Below are 20,206 nucleotides of genomic sequence, written 5' to 3'. Positions count from 1 at the left end.
CTTTGCGGGCCGTTTCTAGCCTCAGGCGAACGGCAAGAATTTTCCTCCGCTTATGCGGAACGGGGAGGAACTCTTTCTCCGCCCAGGAGTTGGCGACAGCGTAAGGTCAAGCTAAACAGGACCGGGCAGCCTACCGCCCGCTCAACAACAGGGAAGCCTCCATGAAGAAGATCATGACAGCCATTGCCGCCGGTGCCCTCACCCTCTCGATGGCAGCCTGCAACACCCCGGGCGAGCGCGCAGTGGGCGGCGCTGCGATCGGCGGCCTTGCTGGCGCGGCCATTGGCGGTGCAGCCACGGGTCGTGGCAGCGGCGCCCTGGCGGGCGCGGCCATCGGTGCCGCCGGTGGCGCGATCGTCGGCGCATCGACCGCCCCGGCCCGCCCGGCCTGCCCCTACGGTACTTATCAGGACGTCTACGGCAACGTTTACTGCCGCTGATCGCGCGTCCACGGTTGGATTTCAGGGGTCGGGACATTCCCGGCCCCTTTCCTTTTGCCCGCACTTGAGCGTACGACTAGTCGCACGATGATTCAGTCGATTTGGGGTAAGCTGGGTGGCGCCGGTATCGGGCTCGCGTTGGGCGGGCCGATCGGAGCCCTCCTGGGTGGTGTGGCCGGCCACGTTCTCATTGACCGCGAGGGCGCTCCTTTCGGGAAGCCGCCGCGCGACGTGCTCTTCACCATGGGTCTCGTGGCGCTCGCGGCCAAGATGGCGAAGGCGGACGGAGTCGTGGTCGATGTCGAGGTCAGGGCCTTCGAGCAGATCGTGGACGTGCCGGACAGCGAACACGGCAAGGTGGAGCGCCTGTTCAACCTCGCCATGCAGACCTCGGACGGCTTCGAGTCCTACGCCCGTCAGATCGGCGACGCGTTCAAGGACGAGCCCGCCCTGCTCGAGGATGTGCTCGACGGCCTGTTCCACATCGCCAAGGCCGACGAGGCGATCCATGAGGCGGAATACGCCTATCTGAGGGACGTGGCGACGATCTTCGCCTTCTCCGACAAGGATTTCGAGCGCGTCGCGGCCCGGCACGTCAGGCGCCCGGACGATCCCTACCTCATCCTCAAGGCCGACCGGAGCATGAGCGACGAGGAGCTCAAGCGCCACTACCGCCGGCTCGTGGCCGAGAACCATCCCGACCGGGAGATCGCCCGCGGCCTGCCGCCGGAAGCCGTCAAGATCGCGACCGAACGCGTGGCCGCCATCAACGCAGCCTGGGAACGCATCGCGGCCGAGCGGAACCTCCGGTGACGGCATGAGCGCTCTCGCCCCGGAAAGCCCGGTCGCCGGCAAGGTGTTCCCGTCGCCCAATCACGGGGAGCGCAAGGACGGCCAGCGCCCCAGCATGCTGATCCTCCACTACACGGGCATGCCGGACGAGGGCGAGGCCCTGCAATGGCTGTGCAATCCGGTCTCGCAGGTCTCCGCCCATTACTTCGTGTTCGGCGACGGGCGCGTGCTGCAGCTCGTTCCCGAGATGCGCCGGGCCTGGCACGCCGGGCTCTCCTCCTGGGACGGGGACAACGACATCAATTCCTGCTCCATCGGCATCGAGATCGCCAATCCGGGCCATCCGGGCGGCCTGCCGCCCTACCCGGACGCGCAGATCGAAAGCGTCGCGGCCCTGGCCCGGGACATCGTCGCCCGCTGGCGCATTCCGGCCACGCGGGTGCTCGGCCATTCCGACGTCGCTCCGGGCCGCAAGGTCGACCCGGGCGAGCTCTTTCCCTGGCAGCGCCTCCACGAGGCTGGCGTCGGCCACTGGGTCGCGCCCTCGGCCACGAGCGACGGCCGCTTCTTTTCCCGGGGAGACCAGGGCATGCCCATCGAGGCCCTGCAGGCGATGCTCGCCATGTACGGCTACGGGGTGAGGATCAACGGGGTGTTCGACGAGGACACCGAAAAGGTGGTCGCGGCCTTCCAGCGTCACTTCCGGCCCGAGCGCGTCGACGGGGTGGCGGATGCCTCGACGATCATGACCCTGCGCAACCTGATCGCCGCGCGGCCGCAGGGCGCCGCATGACAAAGAGTTAACTCGTAACGTCCCGGAAAATCGGCCACAATCGCCCTTCATGACAGTCCATGTGGTGGAGAGGGCTTTTCGGTGCGTCGCGTCTGGTTGTGGTTGATCGGCATCGTCCTGGTGGCGGGCACCGCCGGCTTCGTGCTGTGGACGCCCACGGGCGGCAACGCGTCCGATCAGGCTTACCGCCTCGGCGCGGTGGATCGCGGCCCGATCACGGCGAGCGTGCGCGCGACCGGCACGCTCAACCCGGTCACGACGGTGCTGGTCGGCTCGCAGCTCTCCGGCCAGGTGGTCGAGATCCTGGCCGACTACAACACTCCGGTGAAGGAAGGCCAGGTGGTGGCCCGCCTCTATGCCGAGCAGATCAAGTCGCGACGCGACGCGGCGCTCGCCGACCTCGCCCAGGCGAAGGCCGATCTCGACACCAAGCGCGCGCAGATCGACAAGGCCCGATCGGCGCTGCAGCGCTCGCAGGCGCAGGCGAACGATCTCGCGGCCCAGCGCGACCGCACGCAGGCGCAGCTCGCGGACGCGCAGCGCACCCTCGACCGGCAGAAGGAGCTGACCACCCGGGCGGTGGGAACCCAGACAGCCCTGGAGCAGGCCGGAACGCAGGTCGACATCCAGAAGGCGAACCTCGTCTCGGCCGACGCGCAGATCGCGTCGAACAGGGCCGAGACGGACGGGCTCAGGGCTGACCTCGCCCTGGCCGAGGCGGGGGTGAAATCCGCCGAGGCGATCATCCTGCAGCGGCAGGCGAAGCTCAAGGACATCGAGATCGACCTCGCCCGCACGGAGATCAAGTCGCCCGTCGACGGCGTCGTGGTGAAGCGGGACATTGAGCTCGGCCAAACCGTCGCCGCCTCCCTGTCGGCCCCGACGCTCTTCACCATCGCGCAGGACCTGCGCGAGATCGACATCTACGCCAATATCGACGAGGCCGACGTGGGCCGCATCAAGGACGGCCAAAAGGTGACCTTCACGGTGAACGCCTATCCGAACCGCGTCTTCGAGGGCAGCGTCAGGATGGTGCGCCTGTCCGCCCAGACGGTGCAGAACGTGGTCACCTACACGGCCGTCATCGGCGTGCGCAACCTCGATCAGGCGCTCCTGCCCGGCATGACGGCAAACCTCCAGATCGTCACCGACGAGCGGGAAGACGTGCTGCGCATTCCCAACGCTGCCCTGCGTTTCCGCCCGCCGATCGCCGTCGCGTCGAGCGAGCCGAACGGCCAGTCGCCGCGGCGGCGCGCGCGCGACCGCGATGCGCCGGCGCAGCCGGAGGACGGCGCGGACGGGCGCATCTACCGGGTCGCCCAGGACGGCCGGCCCGAGGCCGTGCATGTGCGGCTCGGCGCGACGGACGGAACCTATACCGAGATCCTGCGCGGCGACGTGCAGGAGGGCGCGGCCATCATCGTCGGGGCCCAGCGCCAGGATGCCGGGGAGGATGCGAACGGCCCGGCCTCGAACCGCCGCCCGCGCCCCCCGCGCATGTTCTAGTGGAGTGCCCCGTGGCTCTCATCGAAACACGCGACCTGAGACGGGTCTACGATCTCGACGCCGGCCGGGTCGTGGCTCTGGATTCCGTGTCGCTCGACATCGACAAGGGTGATTTCGTGGCCGTGATGGGCCCATCCGGTTCGGGCAAGTCCACGTTCATGAATCTCGTCGGCTGCCTCGACAAGCCGACCACCGGCCATTACCGCTTGGCCGATACGGCGGTCGAGCGCCTCGACGCGGACGGCTTGGCGCGCCTGCGCAACCGCGAGATCGGCTTCGTCTTCCAGCAGTTCAACCTCCTGCCCCGCGTCGACGCGCTCGGCAACGTGGAGCTGCCGATGGTCTATGCGGGGTTCGACCGCAGGACCCGACGCGAGCGCGCCCTGCATGCGCTCGGCCGCGTCGGCCTCGCGGAGCGGGCGCATCACCGCCCCATGCAGCTCTCCGGCGGACAGCAGCAGCGCGTCGCTATCGCACGCGCGCTCGTCAACGGCCCGAGCCTGCTCCTTGCCGACGAGCCGACCGGCGCCCTCGACAGCCGCACGGCCAACGAGATCATGGCCCTGTTCCAGGAGCTCAACCGCGAGGGCGTCACCATCGTGCTCGTGACGCACGATGCCGAGGTCGGACGCCACGCGCACCGGCTGATCCGCTTCCGGGACGGCCGCGTGACCGAGGATCACCGCCAAGTCCCGGTCGATGCGCGCGCCCTCGCCCGGGAGGCCGCCGAATGAGGTTGATCGAGGCCATCCGGTCCGCATTCTCGGCCATCGCGGCCAATGCCCTGCGCAGTCTTCTGACCATGCTCGGCATCGTCATCGGGGTCGCGGCCGTCATCGCCATGGTGGCGATCGGCTCCGGGGCGCGCAATCTCGTCGACCAACAGATCCGTTCGCTCGGCGCGAACCTCGCCATCGTGACGCCCGGAAATGTCACCCAGGGCGGCGCACGCCTCGGCGCCGGTGCGGCCTCCTCCCTCACGGACGACGACGCGCACGCGATCCGTCGAGAGGTCGACGGCGTGGTGGCGGCCGCGCCCTTCGTGCAGGGCGGCGCCCAGGTGGTGGCCGGCGGCAGCAACTGGGCGACGCGCATCTACGGCATCGACCGGGACTGGTTCTCCGCCCGCGAATGGGACGTCGCCACCGGCCGCACCTTCGATCCGGAAGAGGTCCGGCGCGGCGACATCGTGATCCTGCTGGGCCAGACGGTCGCCCGCAACCTCTTCGGCGAGGACGATCCCATCGAGCAGATCGTGCGCGTGCGCAACGTGCCCTTCCGGGTCATCGGCGTCATGGCGTCGAAAGGGCAATCGGCCTTCGGTCAGGACCAGGACGACGTGGTCTTCGTGCCCCTCGACGCGGGCCGCCGCCGTGTGATCGGGCGCAACTACGCCAAGGACGGATCGGTCGGCTCGATCTTCGTGAAGTTCGCCGACGAGAGCGACATCGAGCCCGGCATCGCCAGCATGACGGAGCTGCTGCGCCAGCGTCACCGCATCACGGGCGAGCAGGAGGACGATTTCTCGATCCGCAACCTGACGGAGATCGCCAACACGGCGTCCGCCTCCGCCAACACGCTCTCCATGCTCCTCGCCGCCGTGGCCGCCGTGTCCCTGCTCGTGGGCGGCATCGGCATCATGAACATCATGCTGGTCTCGGTCACCGAGCGCACCCGCGAGATCGGCCTGCGGCTTGCCGTCGGCGCGCGGCCGCGCGACATCCTGAGCCAGTTCCTGATCGAGGCGACGACGCTCTCCACCATCGGCGGGGCGCTGGGCATCGGCCTCGGCGCCGGAGCCGCCTATCTGGTGGCGCAGCTCGCCGGCTGGCCCTCGCTCGTGTCCACCAATGCCATCATCGTGGCGGTCGGCTTCTCGGCCCTGGTGGGCATCTTTTTCGGGTTCTACCCGGCGCAACGCGCCGCGAGGCTCGACCCCATCGAAGCCTTGCGGCGGGAGTGAGAACAAATCCCCCACGCCATCACCGGGCTTGTCCCGGTGACCTCGCGTCCGAGAGGCGCGGCGCTCTTGCGATCGAGATAGCCGGGACGAGCGCATCGTGCGGAAAAGTGGATCCGGTTTTCCGCGCCGAACGATGCGCCAGCCAAGAGTGGAGCATCGGATCTGTTCCCAAAAGTGGGTCCACTTTTGGGTCCGATGCTCGAGCCCGGCCATGACGTGGAGGGTGTCAGTAAGGCCGCAGGAGCCTTATTCCGCCGCCATCACGCGATAGCGCGCCGGATCGTAGTTGAGGATCGGGGCGAGCCAGCGCTCGACCTCGGTGACGCTCATGTCCTTGCGGGCGGCGTAATCCTCGACCTGATCGCGCTCGACCTTGGCGACGCCGAAGTAATAGGCGTCCGGATGCGACAGGTAGAGACCCGACACGGACGAACCCGGCCACATGGCGTAGGATTCGGTGAGCGTCACGCCGATGCTGCGCTCGGCCCCGAGCAGGCTGAACAGGGTCGCCTTCTCCGTATGGTCGGGCTGCGCCGGATAGCCGGGCGCTGGGCGGATGCCCTGGTACTCCTCGCCGATCAACCCCTCGTTGCTGAGGTTCTCGTCCGTCGCATAGCCCCAGAACTCCCGGCGCACGCGTTCGTGCATGCGCTCGGCAAAGGCTTCCGCCAAGCGGTCGGCAAGAGCCTTGACCAGGATCGAACGGTAATCGTCGTTGGCGCGCTCGAAGCGCTCCGCGATGCGCACCTCCTCGATGCCGGACGTCACCACGAAGGCGCCGACCCAGTCGGGCTTGCCGCTCTCCACCGGGGCGACGAAATCGGACAGGCAGATGTTGGGCTTTCCGTCCCGCTTCGAGAGCTGCTGGCGCAGGCCGTAGAAGGTCGCGAGCTGCTCCTTGCGGCTCTCGCCCGTGTAGAGTCGGATGTCGTCGCCCACCGCATTGGCCGGCCAGAAACCGATGACGGCCTTCGGATTGAACCAACGCTCGTCCACGAGTTGCTTGAGCATGGCCTGAGCGTCCTCCCAGAGCTGCCGCGCGGCCTCGCCCTGCTTCTCGTCCTCGAGGATCGCCGGGAAGCGACCCTTCAGCTCCCAGGTCTGGAAGAACGGCGTCCAGTCGATATAGGGCACGAGCTCGCCCACATCGTAGCTGCGGAACACGCGCGCGCCGGTGAAGGTGGGCTTCGGCGGCTGATAGGACGACCAGTCGAGCGCGAGCCTGTTGGCACGGGCCTTTTCGAGGGACAGGCGCTGCTTGTCCGCCTCCGAGCGGGCATGCGCCTCGGCCACCTTGCGGTACTCGGAGCGGAGCGTCTCCACGTAGCCGTCCTTCATCTCGGACGACAGCAGCGAGGACACGATGCCCACCGCGCGGCTGGCGTCGGTCACGTAGACGGCCTGCCCCTTCTTGTAGTTCGGGTGGATCTTCACCGCCGTGTGCACGCGGCTCGTGGTGGCACCGCCGATGAGCAGCGGGATGTCGAAGCCTTCGCGCTCCATCTCGCTCGCCACATGCACCATCTCGTCGAGCGAGGGCGTGATGAGACCCGAGAGGCCGATCACGTCCACCTTCTCCCGGCGGGCCGTCTCCAGGATCTTCTGGGCCGGCACCATGACGCCGAGGTCGAGGACCTCGTAGTTGTTGCAGGCGAGTACGACGCCGACGATGTTCTTGCCGATATCGTGCACGTCGCCCTTCACGGTCGCCATCAGCACCTTGCCGGCGGCGGACCGCTCGGTGACGCCGGAGGCTTCCTTCTCGGCCTCCATGAACGGCATCAGATAGGCGACCGCCTGCTTCATCACGCGGGCGGATTTCACCACCTGCGGCAGGAACATCTTGCCGGCGCCGAAGAGATCGCCCACCACGTTCATGCCGGCCATGAGCGGGCCTTCGATGACGTGCAGCGGGCGCTCGGCGCCCTGGCGGGCCTCCTCCGTGTCCTGCTCGATGAACTCGGTGATGCCGTTGACGAGCGCGTGCTCGATCCGCTTCTCGACGGGCCAGGAGCGCCACTCGAGATCGGCAGTCTTCGCGGCGCCGGATCCATCGCCCTTGAAGCGGGGCGCGGCCTCCAGCAGGCGCTCCGTCGCGTCGGGACGGCGGTTGAGAACCACGTCCTCGCACAGCTCGCGCAGCTCCGGATCGATCTCGTCGTACACCGCAAGCTGGCCGGCATTCACGATGCCCATGTCCATGCCGACCTTGATGGCATGGAACAGGAACACGGAGTGCATGGCCTCGCGCACGGGCTCGTTGCCGCGGAACGAGAACGACAGGTTCGACACGCCGCCCGAGATATGCGCGTGCGGCAGCGTCTCCCGGATGATCCTGGTCGCCTCGATGAAGGCGACCCCGTAGCCGTTGTGCTCCTCGATGCCGGTGGCGACCGCGAACACGTTCGGGTCGAAGATGATGTCCTCCGGCGGGAAGCCGACCTGCTCCGTGAGGATCCGGTAGGCGCGGGTGCAGATCTCGACCTTGCGCTCGAGCGTATCGGCCTGGCCCTGCTCGTCGAAGGCCATCACGACGACGGCTGCCCCGTAAGAGCGGCAGATCCTGGCGTGCTCGATGAACGATGCCTCGCCCTCCTTCATGGAGATCGAGTTCACGATGGCCTTGCCCTGGATGCACTTGAGGCCGGCCTCGATCACGTGGAACTTGGAGGAATCCACCATCACCGGCACGCGGGCGATATCGGGCTCGGCCGCCACGAGGTTGAGGAACTCCACCATGGCCTTCTCGGAATCGAGCAGGCCCTCGTCCATGTTGACGTCGATGATCTGGGCGCCGTTCGCCACCTGGTCGCGCGCGACATCGAGGGCGGCGGCGTAATCGCCGTTGGTGACGAGCTTGCGGAACTTGGCCGAACCCGTGACGTTCGTGCGCTCGCCCACGTTCACGAAGGGAATGTCCGAGGTCAGGACGAAGGGCTCGAGTCCCGACAGGCGCATGAGCGGCTGCACCTTCGGCACCGCGCGCGGGGCCTTGCCGGCAACGGCCTCCGCGATGGCCCGGATGTGGTCGGGCGTCGTGCCGCAGCAGCCGCCGACCACGTTGACGAGACCCGCATCGGCGAACTCGGCCAGCATCGTGGCCGTCGCCTCGGGGCGCTCGTCGTAGAGACCGAATTCGTTGGGCAGGCCGGCATTCGGATAGGCGCAGACGAGCGTGTCGGCAACCTTGCCGATCTCCTGGATATGGGCGCGCATCTCGCGGGCGCCGAGGGCGCAGTTGAGCCCGATGGAGAACGGCTCCGCATGACGCACCGAATGCCAGAACGCCGTCGGCGTCTGGCCCGACAGCGTGCGGCCGGACAGATCCGTGATCGTGCCCGAGACCATGATCGGCAACGTCACGCCCTTCTCGGCGAAGACCTGATGGGTCGCCACGATGGCCGCCTTGGCGTTGAGGGTATCGAAGACCGTCTCGATGAGGATGATCTCGGCGCCGCCGTCGACGAGCCCCCTCACCTGCTCGGCGTAAGCGTCGCGAACCTGATCGAAGGTCACGGCGCGATAGCCCGGATTGTTCACGTCGGGTGAGATCGACAGCGTGCGGTTCGTCGGACCGATGGCTCCCGCGACGAAGCGGCGGCGGCCGTCCTCCTTCTCGGCGATCAGCGCGGCCTCGCGCGCGAGCCGCGAGCCCTCGAAGTTCAGGTCGTAGACGATCTCTTCCATGCCGTAATCGGCCTGGGCGATGGAGGTGCCGGAGAAGGTGTTGGTCTCGACGATGTCGGCGCCCGCGCGAAAATAATCGAGGTGCACGTTGCGCACCGCATCGGGCTGCGTGAGGATGAGCAGATCGTTGTTGCCGCGGACGTCCTGCTTCCAGTCCTTGAAGCGCTCGCCCCGGAAATCCTCTTCCGAGAAGCGGGAGCGCTGCAGCTCCGTTCCCATCGCGCCGTCGAGCACGAGGATCCGCCTGGAGGCGGCTTCGCGAAGCGCCTTGATCACGTCGGCGCCGTTGGCGGGGCGAGGAGTATACGCGGTCATTCGGTCTGTTCTCTCGTGATCGTGGCCGAGGTCTCGCCGGCCGACGACGCTCGTTTCATGATGCGGATGTGAATGCCCGGCCGAGCCGGGCATCGGAAACTCAGGCCGCGGCCCTCACGCTCTGGTCGCGCAGGCCGAGCAGATGGCAGATGGCATAGACCAGGTCGGCGCGGTTCATGGTGTAGAAGTGGAACTCGTCGACGCCCCGATCGACGAGATCGATCACCTGCTCGGCCGCGACGGCCGCGGCGACGAGCCTGCGGGTCTCCACGTCGCTCTCCAGCCCCTCGAAACGGGCGGCCAGCCAGTCCGGCACGCTCGCGCCGGTCTTCGACGCGAAGTTCGCCGTCTGCTTGAAGTTCTGCACCGGCACGATGCCGGGCACGATCGGAATATCGATGCCCCGGGCGCGGACGCGGTCGAGGTAGCGGAAGTAGTGATCGTTGTCGAAGAAGAACTGCGTGATGGCGCGGTCCGCGCCGCAATCGACCTTGGCCTTCAGAGCATCGATGTCCGCGTCGAGCGAGGCCGCCTCGGGATGCTTCTCCGGATAGGCCGACACGGAGACCTCGAAATCGCCGATGGCCTTGATGCCGGCGACGAGATCGCAAGTCCGCTCATAGCCGCCGGGATGCGGCTCGTAGGCCGTGCCGATGCCGGACGCTGGATCGCCGCGCAGTGCCACGATGTGGCGCACGCCCGCATCCCAGTAGGAGCGGACGACGTCGTCGACCTCTGCCCTCGTGGCCGCCACGCAGGTGAGATGCGCGGCCGGCTTGAGGTGCGTCTCCTGCACGAGGCGTGACACGGTGGCGTGCGTGCGCTCACGGGTGGAGCCGCCGGCCCCGTAGGTCACGGAGACGAATTGCGGATTGAGCGGAGCCAGACGCTGGATCGACGCCCAGAGGGTCTGCTCCATCTCGGGCGTCTTGGGCGGGAAGAACTCGAAGGACACCTTGATCGGACGGGCGACCTGCCGGCTGGGGCGGAGCGTAAGCGGTGACATCAGGCGACCTCTCTGTCGGGTTCACTCAAGGGCCAATCCGTCACCACACGGCGATCCTGGCCAAGCCAAAGGGATACGGTCAACTGCTCGTCGGCTGTCCTCGACGGAGCGATCTCCCGGGTTAGGGTGCAGTCGAGCCCCGCCTCGTCGAGCCATCCGGCGACCTGGGAGGGAGCGAAGCCGAGGCGGCGATGGGCCTGAGCCTCGCGCAGGAACTCGAGGTTGTGCGGGGCGAAATCGACCACCAGGATGCGTCCGCCCGGCGCCACCAGGCGCGCAGCCTCCCGGATCGCCCGGGCCGGATCGTCGAGGTAGTGCAGCACTTGATGGATGATGACGAGATCGAATGTGTCGCGGGGGAATGGAGGCGCATAGATGTCGCCCTGGCGCAGCTCGATTCCTCTGAGGCCGGCCTTCTCGAGGTTGGCCCGTGCCACGGACAGCATGGCGTGGCTGGCATCGAGCCCCACGGTGCGGCTGGCCCGGGGGGCCAGCAATTGCAGCATGCGGCCGGTGCCCGTGCCCAGGTCGACGAGGTTCCGGATCCTGGCCGGGCCCAGAGCATCGAGAACGGATGCCTCGACCACCGCTTCGGGCGCGTGGAGGGACCGGATCCGGTCCCAATCCGGCGCCAGGCGGGAGAAGAAGGCCTGGGCGGCCTGGGAGCGCTGGGCCCGCACGGCTTCGAGGCGGGTCCTGTCTTCCAGAAGTTGCGGGTCCGACCGGTCCAGGCTCTCCAGGGTCGGGCGGATGATTCGCAGGGCGACGCCCCGGTCGGTGAGCCGGAAGAACGCCCAGGCCCCTTCCCGGTGCCGCTCCACGAGACCCGCCTCGACGAGAAGCTTGAGATGACGGGAGATGCGCGGCTGGGACTGCCCAAGGATGTCCGTGAGGTCCGAAACGGACAGTTCACCTTCGGTCAGCAGCGCCAGGATCCGCAGGCGCGTCTCCTCGGCGGCGGCCCGAAGGACATCCAGGGTCAGATCCAGTGATGGAGACGGGGTGTCGGGCACGGCCAAATCTCGCTCCTACATATAAAGATATGTTTATATGTATTTTGACGAGAGAGCAAGCGATGTCATGAACCTCATCTCTGGGCCGGCCTTCCGGACGTTCCCGGCGATGGTTTCCATACGGCGAGCGTGGCCGCGGCGAGCGCGGCCCCGTGGGCGTGCGGATCGACCAGAGCATTTGGCAGCCGGTGCCAGTCGGCTCCCGACGGGAACCGCCTAACGGAACGGCGGCTCGTCGAAGCTGCGCAGCTTGCGGGAATGCAGCGAGGAGCGCTGCCCTTTCAGGATGTCGAGCGCCGCCAGGCCGATCATGAGATGCTCGCTCACGGCGCGCTCGTAGAAGGCGTTGGCCGCACCTGGCAGCTTGATCTCCCCGTGCAGCGGCTTGTCCGAGACGCAGAGCAAGGTGCCGTAGGGAACCCGCAAGCGGTACCCCTGGGCCGCGATGGTGCCGCTCTCCATGTCCACCGCGATGGCCCGGGACAGGTTGATCTGGCGCCGCTCCTGGCTCCAGCGCAGCTCCCAGTTCCGGTCGTCGTAGGTCACGACCGTGCCGGTGCGCAGGCGCCGCTTCAGCTCCTCGCCACGCTCGCCCGTAACCTGAACCGCGGCATCCTGCAGGGCGACCTGAATTTCGGCCAGGGCCGGGATCGGGATTTCAGGCGGCACGGCGCTGTCGAGGATGTGATCGCGCCGCAGGTAGCCGTGGGCCAGCACGTAATCGCCGATGGACTGGGACTGGCGAAGCCCCCCGCAATGGCCGACCATGAGCCAGCAATGGGGCCGCAGCACCGCCAGGTGATCGGTGATGTTCTTCGCGTTCGAGGGCCCGACGCCGATATTGACCAGGGTCACGCCCTGGCCGTCCTTTCGCATCAGGTGATAGGCCGGCATCTGGAACCGGTGCCAGGGCGAGGACCCGATGAGGTCCTCGACGGCGGCCTCGTCCAGGCCCCGCTCGATGCTGATGCCGCCGGGCAGCAGGAGCCTGGTATAGGGCCCGTCCGGATCCGCCATCTCCTTCACGGCCCAGCGGATGAACTGGTCGACATAGCGGTGATAGTTGGTGAGCAGGATCCAGGGCTGCAGGCTGCGCCAGTCGCTGCCGGTGTAATGGACGAGGCGGCGGAGCGAATAATCGACCCTGGCCGCATCGAAGAGCGCCAGGGGCCGGGCCTCGTTCTCATGGAAGACCCAGGTTCCATCGGCGATCTCGTCGCCCACCTTGGCGAGGAGCGGCGTCGGGAAATGCTGCGCGAGCTCCGACGCCGAGTGGGCCCCTCGGCCCAGTTCGTCCCCACGCTCGAAGACATACGGATAGGGAATTTCCTGGTCGCTGACGCCGATCTCGATGGTGGCGCCGTAATCGCGCACGAGATAGTTCAGCTGCTCCAGGAGGTAGTTCCGGAAGAACGCGGGCTGGGTGATCGTGGTGGCGTAGACGCCCGGGCCCTGGAACTTGGCATAGGCGCGCTGCTTGACCGGTGGAAGAGAGGTCGACCGGTAATCGAGGCGCAGCTCCGGATAGCGGAAGCGCGACCGCTCGAATGGCGTTGGCGGCGTTCCGGTGGAGAAGAAATGCTCGAGAGCCTGGCGCTGCGCCTCGATGGCGCTGTCGTGAAGCGCGATGAGCCGGTCGACGGCTTCTTCAGGCGTGGCAACGGATTGGAATGTGGAGATGTGATCGGCTGGCACGTGGACTCTCTTCTGATGTCTCGTGCCTCAAGGGTCATACACCGTTTTGGGGCAGAACCCAACTCCCCGGCGAGCGGTGCAGCGTCGGCCCGACGGAATGCCCGAGGGATCCGGCATTCCTGAGGTCGCTCCCGGAATTGGACCTATTCGCAGACCTCTTCGCGGCGGATGACGACGCGGCCCCAGTCATCGACGAAGCGACGGCGTACCGTATAACAGGACGGCGCATCATAAGCCGGAGAGCCGTAATAGGTGGGATAGGCCGGGTACGAATAGGCGGGACGGGCCGCCAATGCGCCGAGCGCCAGGCCGCCGACCACGCCGGCGGCCACCGCGCCGCCGACATTGGAGCCGTGGCGATGGTAAGGCCGATAGCCGTAGTCGCGGTAGGGGCGGACGACCCCATAGGGCGTGGCATAGGATCCATCGCGCCAACGGCCCGTGCTCTCGCCCGCCGTCGCAGGAACGGCAGCCAAGAGGGAACCGCTCAGGACCAAAGCGGTGGCCCCAGCCGTCAGAACACGCTTCATGCACACCATGCGAACCTCCATGGGGCAAAGGCCAGGAGATCACGTCTCATGAACACCTTCCGCCCTATTCTGACTGGAAGTCTAATCCGCCCGATATGAACTTGGCCTGAAGGTCTCGTTAAGGTTTCCGTTCAACGGCGGGCTGCCCGCGCCGGGCATGGGCAAGCTCCGAAAAGGAGAACGCGGGCGAGTTCCTGCCCGATCCCGCGTTCTGCTCCGTCACGGAGGTGGCGTTCGCGCGAAAAGATTACCGCGAGAACTTCTTGTACTTGATCCGGTGCGGGATCGTGGAATCCGTGCCGAGGCGGCGCTTCTTGTCCTCCTCGTAATCGGCGAAGTTGCCCTCGAACCATTCCACGTGGCTGTCGCCCTCGAAGGCCAGGATATGGGTGGCGATGCGGTCGAGGAACCAGCGGTCGTGCGAGATGATCACGGCGCAGCCCGCATAATCCTCCAGCGCCTCTTCGAGCGCCCGCAGGGTATCCACGTCGAGGTCGTTGGTCGGCTCGTCGAGGAGCAGGACGTTCGAACCGGACTTCAGGATCTTGGCGAGGTGCACGCGGTTGCGTTCGCCGCCCGAGAGCACGCCGACCTTCTTCTGCTGGTCGGAGCCCTTGAAGTTGAAGGCGCCGCAATAGGCGCGGGCATTGATCTCGCGCTTGCCGAGATAGAGCACCTCGTTGCCGCCCGAAATCTCCTCGTACAGGGTCTTGTTGGCGTCGAGCGAGTCGCGGCTCTGGTCCACATAGCCGAGCTTCACGCTCTCGCCGATCTTGATCGAGCCCTCGTCCGGCTGCTCCTGGCCGGTGATCATGCGGAACAGGGTGGTCTTGCCCGCGCCGTTCGGCCCGATGACGCCCACGATGCCGCCCGGGGGCAGCTTGAAGGACAGGCCGTCAATGAGAAGCTTGTCGCCGAAGGCCTTCTTGAGGTTGTCGAACTCGATGACGTTGTTGCCCAGGCGTTCGGCGATCGGGATGATGATCTGGGCGGTGGTCGGACCTTTCTCGTTGGCCTTGGCCACGAGTTCCTCGTAACGCTGGATACGGGCCTTGGACTTGGCCTGGCGGGCCTTCGGCGAGGCCGACACCCACTCGCGCTCGCGCTCGATGGTGCGCTTGTGCGCCTCGTCCTCGCGACCCTCCTGCTCCAGCCGCTTCTGCTTCTGCGTGAGCCAGGACGAGTAATTGCCCTCGTAGGGGATGCCCCGGCCGCGGTCGAGCTCGAGAATCCAGCCCGTCACGTTGTCGAGGAAGTAGCGGTCGTGGGTGACGATCAGGATCGCGCCCGGATAATTGCGCAGGTGCCCTTCCAGCCAGGCCGTCGTTTCGGCGTCCAGGTGGTTGGTCGGCTCGTCGAGGAGGAGCAGTTCCGGCTGCTCCAGAAGCAGCTTGCAGAGCGCTACGCGGCGGCGCTCGCCGCCGGAGAGCTTGTCCACGGCCCAGTCGTCGGGCGGGCAGCGCAGGGCGTCCATGGCCTGATCCACCTGGGAATCGAGATCCCACAGGCCCTTCGCCTCGATCTCGTCCTGGAGGCGGGTCATCTCGTCCGCCGTCTCCTCGGAATAGTTCATGGCGAGCTCGTTGTAGCGGTCGAGGATCGCCTTCTTGGCCGCCACGCCCTCCATGACGTTCTCGCGGACGTTCTTCGACGGGTCGAGCTGGGGCTCCTGGGGCAGGTAGCCGACCCGGGCGCCCTCGGCGACCCAGCCCTCGCCGGTCCAGTCGGTATCGGTGCCGGCCATGATGCGCAGCAGGGTCGACTTACCGGCGCCGTTGACGCCGAGCACGCCGATCTTGGCATCCGGGTAGAAGGAGAGATGGATGTTGTCCAAGACCTTCTTGCCGCCCGAATAGGTCTTGGTGAGGCCACGCATGTGGTAGATGAATTGACGGGACACGGAAAAAGCCCTGCTTGATCGAGATGTGAATGAAGTTGGCCGTCAGTTAGCAGGAGCAGGCGACCGGGACAAGGCAGGCGTGTCTCGCCAGCGGAGTTCCAGGAAGCCCGCACCTTGAGGTCCGCAGCCGGGGGGCTGCGAGCCTGGGGTGGGATCGCGGGTGGCGCGACGGGCGGCCCGGCTCGATGCTCGTGGGGATGGAAGCGCCGGACGGCGCCTCGCGCGCCCCCCCACCCTCACCCTCCACGTCATGGCCGGGCCTGTCCCGGCCATCCCGACCCGGACAAGCGCCGCGCCCTTCCGATCGGGATCACCGGCACGAGGCCGGTGATGACGTGCGGAGGGTGGCAGGACAGCGGGAGAGCGCGGCCCCACCCATCGTCGGGATCACCGGCACAAGGCCGGTGATGACGTGCGGAGGGTGGCCCAACGGGCGGAGGGTGGCCGTGGGAGGATGCCCTCGTGTCAAAGGCCGAACGGATACGTCTCCGGCATGCCCTTTCCATGGGCGTGGGTGAGCGGGGTCACTGCCTTGGTCTCCTCGAACCAGATGAAGGCGTCGAACTGCTCGGCCAGCACCGCCTCGAAGTAATGGCTGTAGAGTTCGGTCTCCGGCCGGTAGACCACGCCGATGGCCCGCTCCAGGCGCGGCCGCGAGAGAGCGTCCATCAAGTCGACCTGGCCGTTCTCCCGCCAGTCGCTCAGGAAGCAGCCGAGGCCTGTCTCCCGGAAGATGCGCTCGTGGCTGTCGGGCCGGGCCGGACGGACGGTCTTGACCTGCATGGGCTCGTCCCAGTCGTCGGCGGCCGCCACGGTGCCCCGATCGGTGCCGAAACCGATCAGTACGGCCTGGTCGCGGTAGGTCTTCCGGCAAAGCTCGCCGATATTGAACTCTCCCTGCCAGCCCATGGCCGTGGCGGCGGCGTTGCCGATGTGGGAATTGTGCGCCCAGACGACCGCCTTGGCGTTGTCGCGCCGGGCCAGCAGGCTCTGCAGGGTCTCGAACATGTGCCGGTCGCGCAGGTTCCAGGATTCCGTCGCGCCCTCGTACATGATCCGGTAGTAGTGCTCGGCCGCATGGACGATCTTGGCGTTCTGAACCGCATCGAAGAAGGCCTCGCCGCCCTCCGCCTGAAGATAATCCATGCGCTTGTCCAGAATGTCCTGGAGTTGGCGCAGCAACGCCTCGTCGCAGGGCTTCTTCTGTCCCGTCAGGACGGCGCGGCCGTAGCGGGCCGGGTCCGACTGCCAGGGGCTGAGACACCCGTAGCGCCCCCTCGCCTCCTTGGCCTTCTCCGGATCGACCCGGTCCAGATAGTCGAGAACGGAGCGGATCGACGCGTTCAGGCTGTAGACGTCGAGGCCGCGGAACTCGGCGCGCTCGTCCTCCGGCTTGTCCTTGTTGTGCTCGCGCATCCAGTTGACGAAGTCATAGACTTCCTCGTTGCGCCACATCCAGGTCGGGAACCGCTCGAAGGCTTCATCCTCTCCGTCGGGGATGGGGCGATGACGCACATAGGCGTCGATCCGCGCCGCATCCGGCCAATCGGCCTCCACGGCCACGATGGAGAAGCCGTGCCGCTCGATCAGACGCTTGGTGATGGCAGCCCGCGCCCGATAGAACTCCGAGGTGCCATGAGTGGCTTCTCCCAGGAGCACGACCTTGGCGTCGGAGAAGCGATCGAACAAGGCGCCGAAGGCTTCTTCGTCGGCAACCGACGGCAGCACCTCCCCGTGCTCGCGCACGAGATCGACCGCTTCCTTGATCGAGGCGTCGTTCTCATTCTGCTTCCAGGACAGCCGGGCCATGATCCTCACTCCGCAGGACCGGCACCTTGCATGCCGGTTCCGCCGGAGAACGATGGCGGGACTCGGCTTGTTCCAGGAAGGAACGTGCACCGGCGTTTCCTCCGGAGCCGCAATTCCGCGCAGAGCGGCCAAGATGGGCCGCTGTCGGACCGAGCGTCAGGCCACTCTCGCCATGATCGACGCGTAGGCTTCCTCGGCCGCGATGACGGTCGCCATCTGCACCGTATGGGCGAAACGATAGGCGTCGCCGTAGATGGTCTCGTCCGGGAACTCCGTGATGAGGGTCAAGGGCGAGGGATGGCGCTCGTCCGCCGTGATCAGGCATGGAACGTCGTTGATGATCTCGTAAGGCGTTCCCCCGGAATGGATCGCGCAGATCTCGATCTGACGGCGGTTGAACGCGGCGAGTCCCGGCACGGCCGACAGACCCGTCGTCACGGCTTCGATCAGCGTCCTCGCGGTCTCGCTCCAGGACGGGTGATGCCGCATGATCAGGAAGAAGCCCTTCGGGATCGTCCACAATTCGAAGCCGCGCGGCAGATAGCCGGTGAGCGGCCTGGTCCATTCGTGGGCCGGATAGCCGTGGAAGTTGAGGTGCAGCTGGGCGCCCGACAGCGCCAGCGCCTGGTGGCGGGCGCCGATCTCGTAGACCGGCTCGCCCTGGCCGCATTCCAGGTCGTTGCCGCGCGAGGTATAGCGCGCCGCATGGTGCATATGGCGCGGATTGGCTTCGCACAGGCGCCCATGCAGCGCATAGCCGTCCGGGTTCTCGACCGGGATATAGGCGATGTTGGCGTCGGGATTGGCGAGCAGCCGGCGCACGGCCCGCAACGTTCCGACCGGAGCGGAGGTTTCGTTGGCATGCTGCCCGCTGGTGACGAGAACCGCCGGACGCGAGCCCGCGCGATAGATCCCCGGCACGGGCCGTCCCTCACGGGAAATCCCCTCGAAGGTCTCTCCGGGCAGCGTCGCGAGCTCACGATAGATCTGCGCGAGACCGGGCGCCGCATCGGCCGTCTCGATGTCCTGATCCGGCTTCTCCGGATCCTGCGGCTCACCGAAGGCCCGCAGGGTCACCCGCACATACGCGTCTGCGCTGCCGGCCCGGATATCCGGCACGATCTGACCCGGCTGCACGCTCCTGTCCTCAGGCGGACGGCCGGACCTGCGCTTGAAGAATTCGAGCAGCGAGAAATAGAAATCCTCGTGCAGCGCCTCGCGGGTGCTCATGACCTCGTCGCCGTAATCCAGCGAACGCTCGATGCCCGGGATCGTCACGTCGATGGCTAGGGTTTCCGCATAGGGCTCCGCCTCGGGCCATTCATGGGCTGCAACGCTTGCCATGACCTTCCGATAGACCTGTTCGAACTCGGTCTCGAGCGGCTCGTCGAGGTCCGAGGCGTCGGATCGTCCGGTCACCCTCAGCCAGCCGGTCGGCGTGAGATCCACCTGATCGAGATGGTTGGTGCGCAGGCGGTTCGGCGCGAAAACCTCATGCTCCGCCGCGCGCCCGTCCTGGTATTCGAGCGCGACCTGGTAGGTCAGATCCGCGGGACCGGGCTCGAAGACGGTCTCGACCCCCTCGAGCAAGGCCGCCAGAGGATAAGCCTCGGAGAGGAAGCGCAGCCGATCCGCCTCCTCATGCACGGGATAGCGAATGGCCACGCGCTTCAGGCCGGCCGTGTCGATCTCCTCGAGGAAGGCATGGACGAGCGGCTTGTAGGCGCTGCGGATCCGCGCATGAATACCGGCTCCCGCCAGGTCCGCCTCCGCGGCACGGCGCGCCGCCTCGTCCTCGAACAGCCAGGCCTCGAGCGTCAGGCCGCGATCATTGTTGCCGGTCCAGTCCCGCACCAGGGAATCGAGAGTGCGCGGGATGCGCTCGTCGAGCAATGTGGTCATCGTGATGTCTGTCCTGTCGGATCGAGGAGGTCGCGCAGCCAGTCGCCCAGAAGGTTCAGGCCGAGCACGGTCAACATGATGGCGAGGCCGGGAAACACGCTCACCCACCAGGCCGTCTGCAGATAGGTGCGTCCGTCGGCCAGCATGCCGCCCCAGCTCGGGATCAGCGGATCGACGCCCAGTCCCAGGAACGTGAGGCTGCTTTCGAGAAGGATGTTGTTGGCCACGTTGAGCGTCATCAGGATGACGATGGGTCCCAGCACGTTGGGCAGGATATGGGTGAAGATGATGCGCCCGTTGCCGACCCCGATGGCCCGGGCCGAGAGGATGAACTCCCGGTCCCGCAGCGCCAGCACGGAGCCTCGCACGAGGCGCGCATACTGGACCCATTGCGCGACGACCATGAAGAAGATGATCTTGTCGACGCCGGTTCCGAGAATGGCCAGGAACATGATGGCCAGCAGGATGAACGGGAGCGCCAGCTGGATATCGGCGAAGCGCATCAGCAGGATCTCGGCGATGCCGCGATAGTATCCGGCGACGAGGCCGACGATCGTGCCGACGACGACGGCTCCCATCACCGACAGGACGCCGACCGTGAGCGAGATCCTGCCGCCGACGATCACGCGCGCCAGCACGTCGCGGCCCAGGGGATCGGTCCCGAGGGGATGAGCCAGATCCTGGAACGGCGGCGTGAGACGGGCCATGAGGTCCATGCTCTCGCCGCCGTCGGGAAAGAGAAAGCCGGAGAACAGAACGGCCAGGCCCATGCTCGCCGTGAGCAGGAGACCGAGGACGAGTTCGAGCGACCTGAAGTGTCGGCGCGCCGACGACACAGCTTGAGCGGCAGCCATG

General features: G+C 67.0%; 15 protein-coding genes. 6 read left to right on the top strand and 9 right to left on the bottom strand.

What is annotated here, in order from left to right; genetic code table 11:
• The first annotated feature begins 161 nt into the window (after positions 1-161).
• From NF876_RS07410 to NF876_RS07385, 6 genes are all read left to right on the top strand, one after another.
• Positions 162-440 carry a YMGG-like glycine zipper-containing protein gene (locus tag NF876_RS07410; RefSeq protein ID WP_213561655.1) on the top strand — a complete coding sequence of 93 codons (279 nt, stop codon included), beginning with the start codon at positions 162-164 and terminating at the stop codon, positions 438-440.
• Positions 441-527: 87 nt separating this feature from the next.
• Positions 528-1,253 carry a TerB family tellurite resistance protein gene (locus tag NF876_RS07405; RefSeq protein ID WP_262268159.1) on the top strand — a complete coding sequence of 242 codons (726 nt, stop codon included), beginning with the start codon at positions 528-530 and terminating at the stop codon, positions 1,251-1,253.
• 4 nt (positions 1,254-1,257) lie between these two features.
• Positions 1,258-2,025, top strand: coding sequence for an N-acetylmuramoyl-L-alanine amidase (locus NF876_RS07400; protein ID WP_262268158.1), 768 nt, complete (start codon positions 1,258-1,260; stop codon positions 2,023-2,025).
• Between the two features lie 81 nt (positions 2,026-2,106).
• Positions 2,107-3,531: an efflux RND transporter periplasmic adaptor subunit gene (locus tag NF876_RS07395; protein ID WP_262268157.1), complete on the top strand. Its 1,425-nt coding sequence runs from the start codon at positions 2,107-2,109 to the stop codon at positions 3,529-3,531.
• Positions 3,532-3,542: 11 nt separating this feature from the next.
• Entirely contained in the window at positions 3,543-4,265 is a 723-nt protein-coding gene (locus NF876_RS07390) for an ABC transporter ATP-binding protein (protein ID WP_315974395.1), read from the top strand.
• Entirely contained in the window at positions 4,262-5,494 is a 1,233-nt protein-coding gene (locus NF876_RS07385) for an ABC transporter permease (protein WP_262268156.1), read from the top strand. The genes NF876_RS07390 and NF876_RS07385 overlap by 4 nt, the downstream gene beginning before the upstream one ends.
• 246 nt (positions 5,495-5,740) lie before the next feature.
• Here NF876_RS07385 and metH read toward each other — a convergent pair whose 3' ends face one another.
• The 9 genes from metH to NF876_RS07340 all read right to left on the bottom strand — a co-directional run bounded on the left by metH (position 5,741) and on the right by NF876_RS07340 (position 20,205).
• Positions 5,741-9,496 (bottom strand): methionine synthase, encoded by a 3,756-nt coding sequence (gene metH / locus NF876_RS07380; protein ID WP_262268155.1) that lies wholly within the window; start codon positions 9,494-9,496, stop codon positions 5,741-5,743.
• A gap of 100 nt (positions 9,497-9,596) precedes the next feature.
• The gene (gene metF / locus NF876_RS07375; RefSeq protein ID WP_262268154.1) at positions 9,597-10,502 is read right to left on the bottom strand and encodes a methylenetetrahydrofolate reductase [NAD(P)H]; all 906 of its coding nucleotides are present in this window, start codon (positions 10,500-10,502) and stop codon (positions 9,597-9,599) included.
• Complete coding sequence (locus NF876_RS07370) at positions 10,502-11,515, bottom strand: ArsR/SmtB family transcription factor (RefSeq protein WP_262268153.1); 1,014 nt, start codon at positions 11,513-11,515, stop codon at positions 10,502-10,504. Before NF876_RS07370 ends, metF begins: the two co-directional genes overlap by 1 nt.
• Before the next feature lie 216 nt (positions 11,516-11,731).
• Complete coding sequence (locus NF876_RS07365; protein ID WP_262268152.1) at positions 11,732-13,210, bottom strand: AMP nucleosidase; 1,479 nt, start codon at positions 13,208-13,210, stop codon at positions 11,732-11,734.
• 143 nt (positions 13,211-13,353) lie between these two features.
• Positions 13,354-13,740, bottom strand: coding sequence for an inner spore coat protein YmaG (gene ymaG, locus NF876_RS07360; RefSeq protein WP_262268151.1), 387 nt, complete (start codon positions 13,738-13,740; stop codon positions 13,354-13,356).
• A 247-nt stretch (positions 13,741-13,987) separates the two neighbouring features.
• Positions 13,988-15,640, bottom strand: coding sequence for an energy-dependent translational throttle protein EttA (gene ettA, locus NF876_RS07355; protein ID WP_262268150.1), 1,653 nt, complete (start codon positions 15,638-15,640; stop codon positions 13,988-13,990).
• A 465-nt stretch (positions 15,641-16,105) separates the two neighbouring features.
• On the bottom strand, positions 16,106-17,449 hold the full coding sequence (locus NF876_RS07350; RefSeq protein ID WP_262268149.1) for an erythromycin esterase family protein: 1,344 nt from the start codon (positions 17,447-17,449) through the stop codon (positions 16,106-16,108).
• 156 nt (positions 17,450-17,605) lie between these two features.
• Positions 17,606-19,351, bottom strand: coding sequence for a M14 family zinc carboxypeptidase (locus NF876_RS07345; RefSeq protein WP_262268148.1), 1,746 nt, complete (start codon positions 19,349-19,351; stop codon positions 17,606-17,608).
• Positions 19,348-20,205, bottom strand: a complete 858-nt coding sequence (locus NF876_RS07340; RefSeq protein WP_262268147.1) for an ABC transporter permease — start codon at positions 20,203-20,205, stop codon at positions 19,348-19,350. The genes NF876_RS07345 and NF876_RS07340 overlap by 4 nt, the downstream gene beginning before the upstream one ends.
• Between the last annotated feature and the right edge of the window lies 1 nt (position 20,206).

Source organism: Microvirga yunnanensis (assembly GCF_025460875.1).
The sequence above is the reverse complement of the archived record's forward strand: the minus strand, read 5'-3'. Positions and strand labels throughout refer to the sequence as shown.

What these genes read in the sequence shown, in the direction of transcription:
- NF876_RS07410 (WP_213561655.1), top strand. Translation starts at nt 162, where the DNA reads ATGAAGAAGATCATGACAGCCATTGCCGCCGGTGCCCTCACCCTCTCG.
- NF876_RS07405 (WP_262268159.1), top strand. Translation starts at nt 528, where the DNA reads ATGATTCAGTCGATTTGGGGTAAGCTGGGTGGCGCCGGTATCGGGCTC.
- NF876_RS07400 (WP_262268158.1), top strand. Translation starts at nt 1,258, where the DNA reads ATGAGCGCTCTCGCCCCGGAAAGCCCGGTCGCCGGCAAGGTGTTCCCG.
- NF876_RS07385 (WP_262268156.1), top strand. Translation starts at nt 4,262, where the DNA reads ATGAGGTTGATCGAGGCCATCCGGTCCGCATTCTCGGCCATCGCGGCC.
- metH (WP_262268155.1), bottom strand. Translation starts at nt 9,496, where the DNA reads ATGACCGCGTATACTCCTCGCCCCGCCAACGGCGCCGACGTGATCAAG.
- metF (WP_262268154.1), bottom strand. Translation starts at nt 10,502, where the DNA reads ATGTCACCGCTTACGCTCCGCCCCAGCCGGCAGGTCGCCCGTCCGATC.
- ymaG (WP_262268151.1), bottom strand. Translation starts at nt 13,740, where the DNA reads ATGAAGCGTGTTCTGACGGCTGGGGCCACCGCTTTGGTCCTGAGCGGT.
- NF876_RS07350 (WP_262268149.1), bottom strand. Translation starts at nt 17,449, where the DNA reads ATGGCCCGGCTGTCCTGGAAGCAGAATGAGAACGACGCCTCGATCAAG.
- NF876_RS07345 (WP_262268148.1), bottom strand. Translation starts at nt 19,351, where the DNA reads ATGACCACATTGCTCGACGAGCGCATCCCGCGCACTCTCGATTCCCTG.
- NF876_RS07340 (WP_262268147.1), bottom strand. Translation starts at nt 20,205, where the DNA reads ATGGCTGCCGCTCAAGCTGTGTCGTCGGCGCGCCGACACTTCAGGTCG.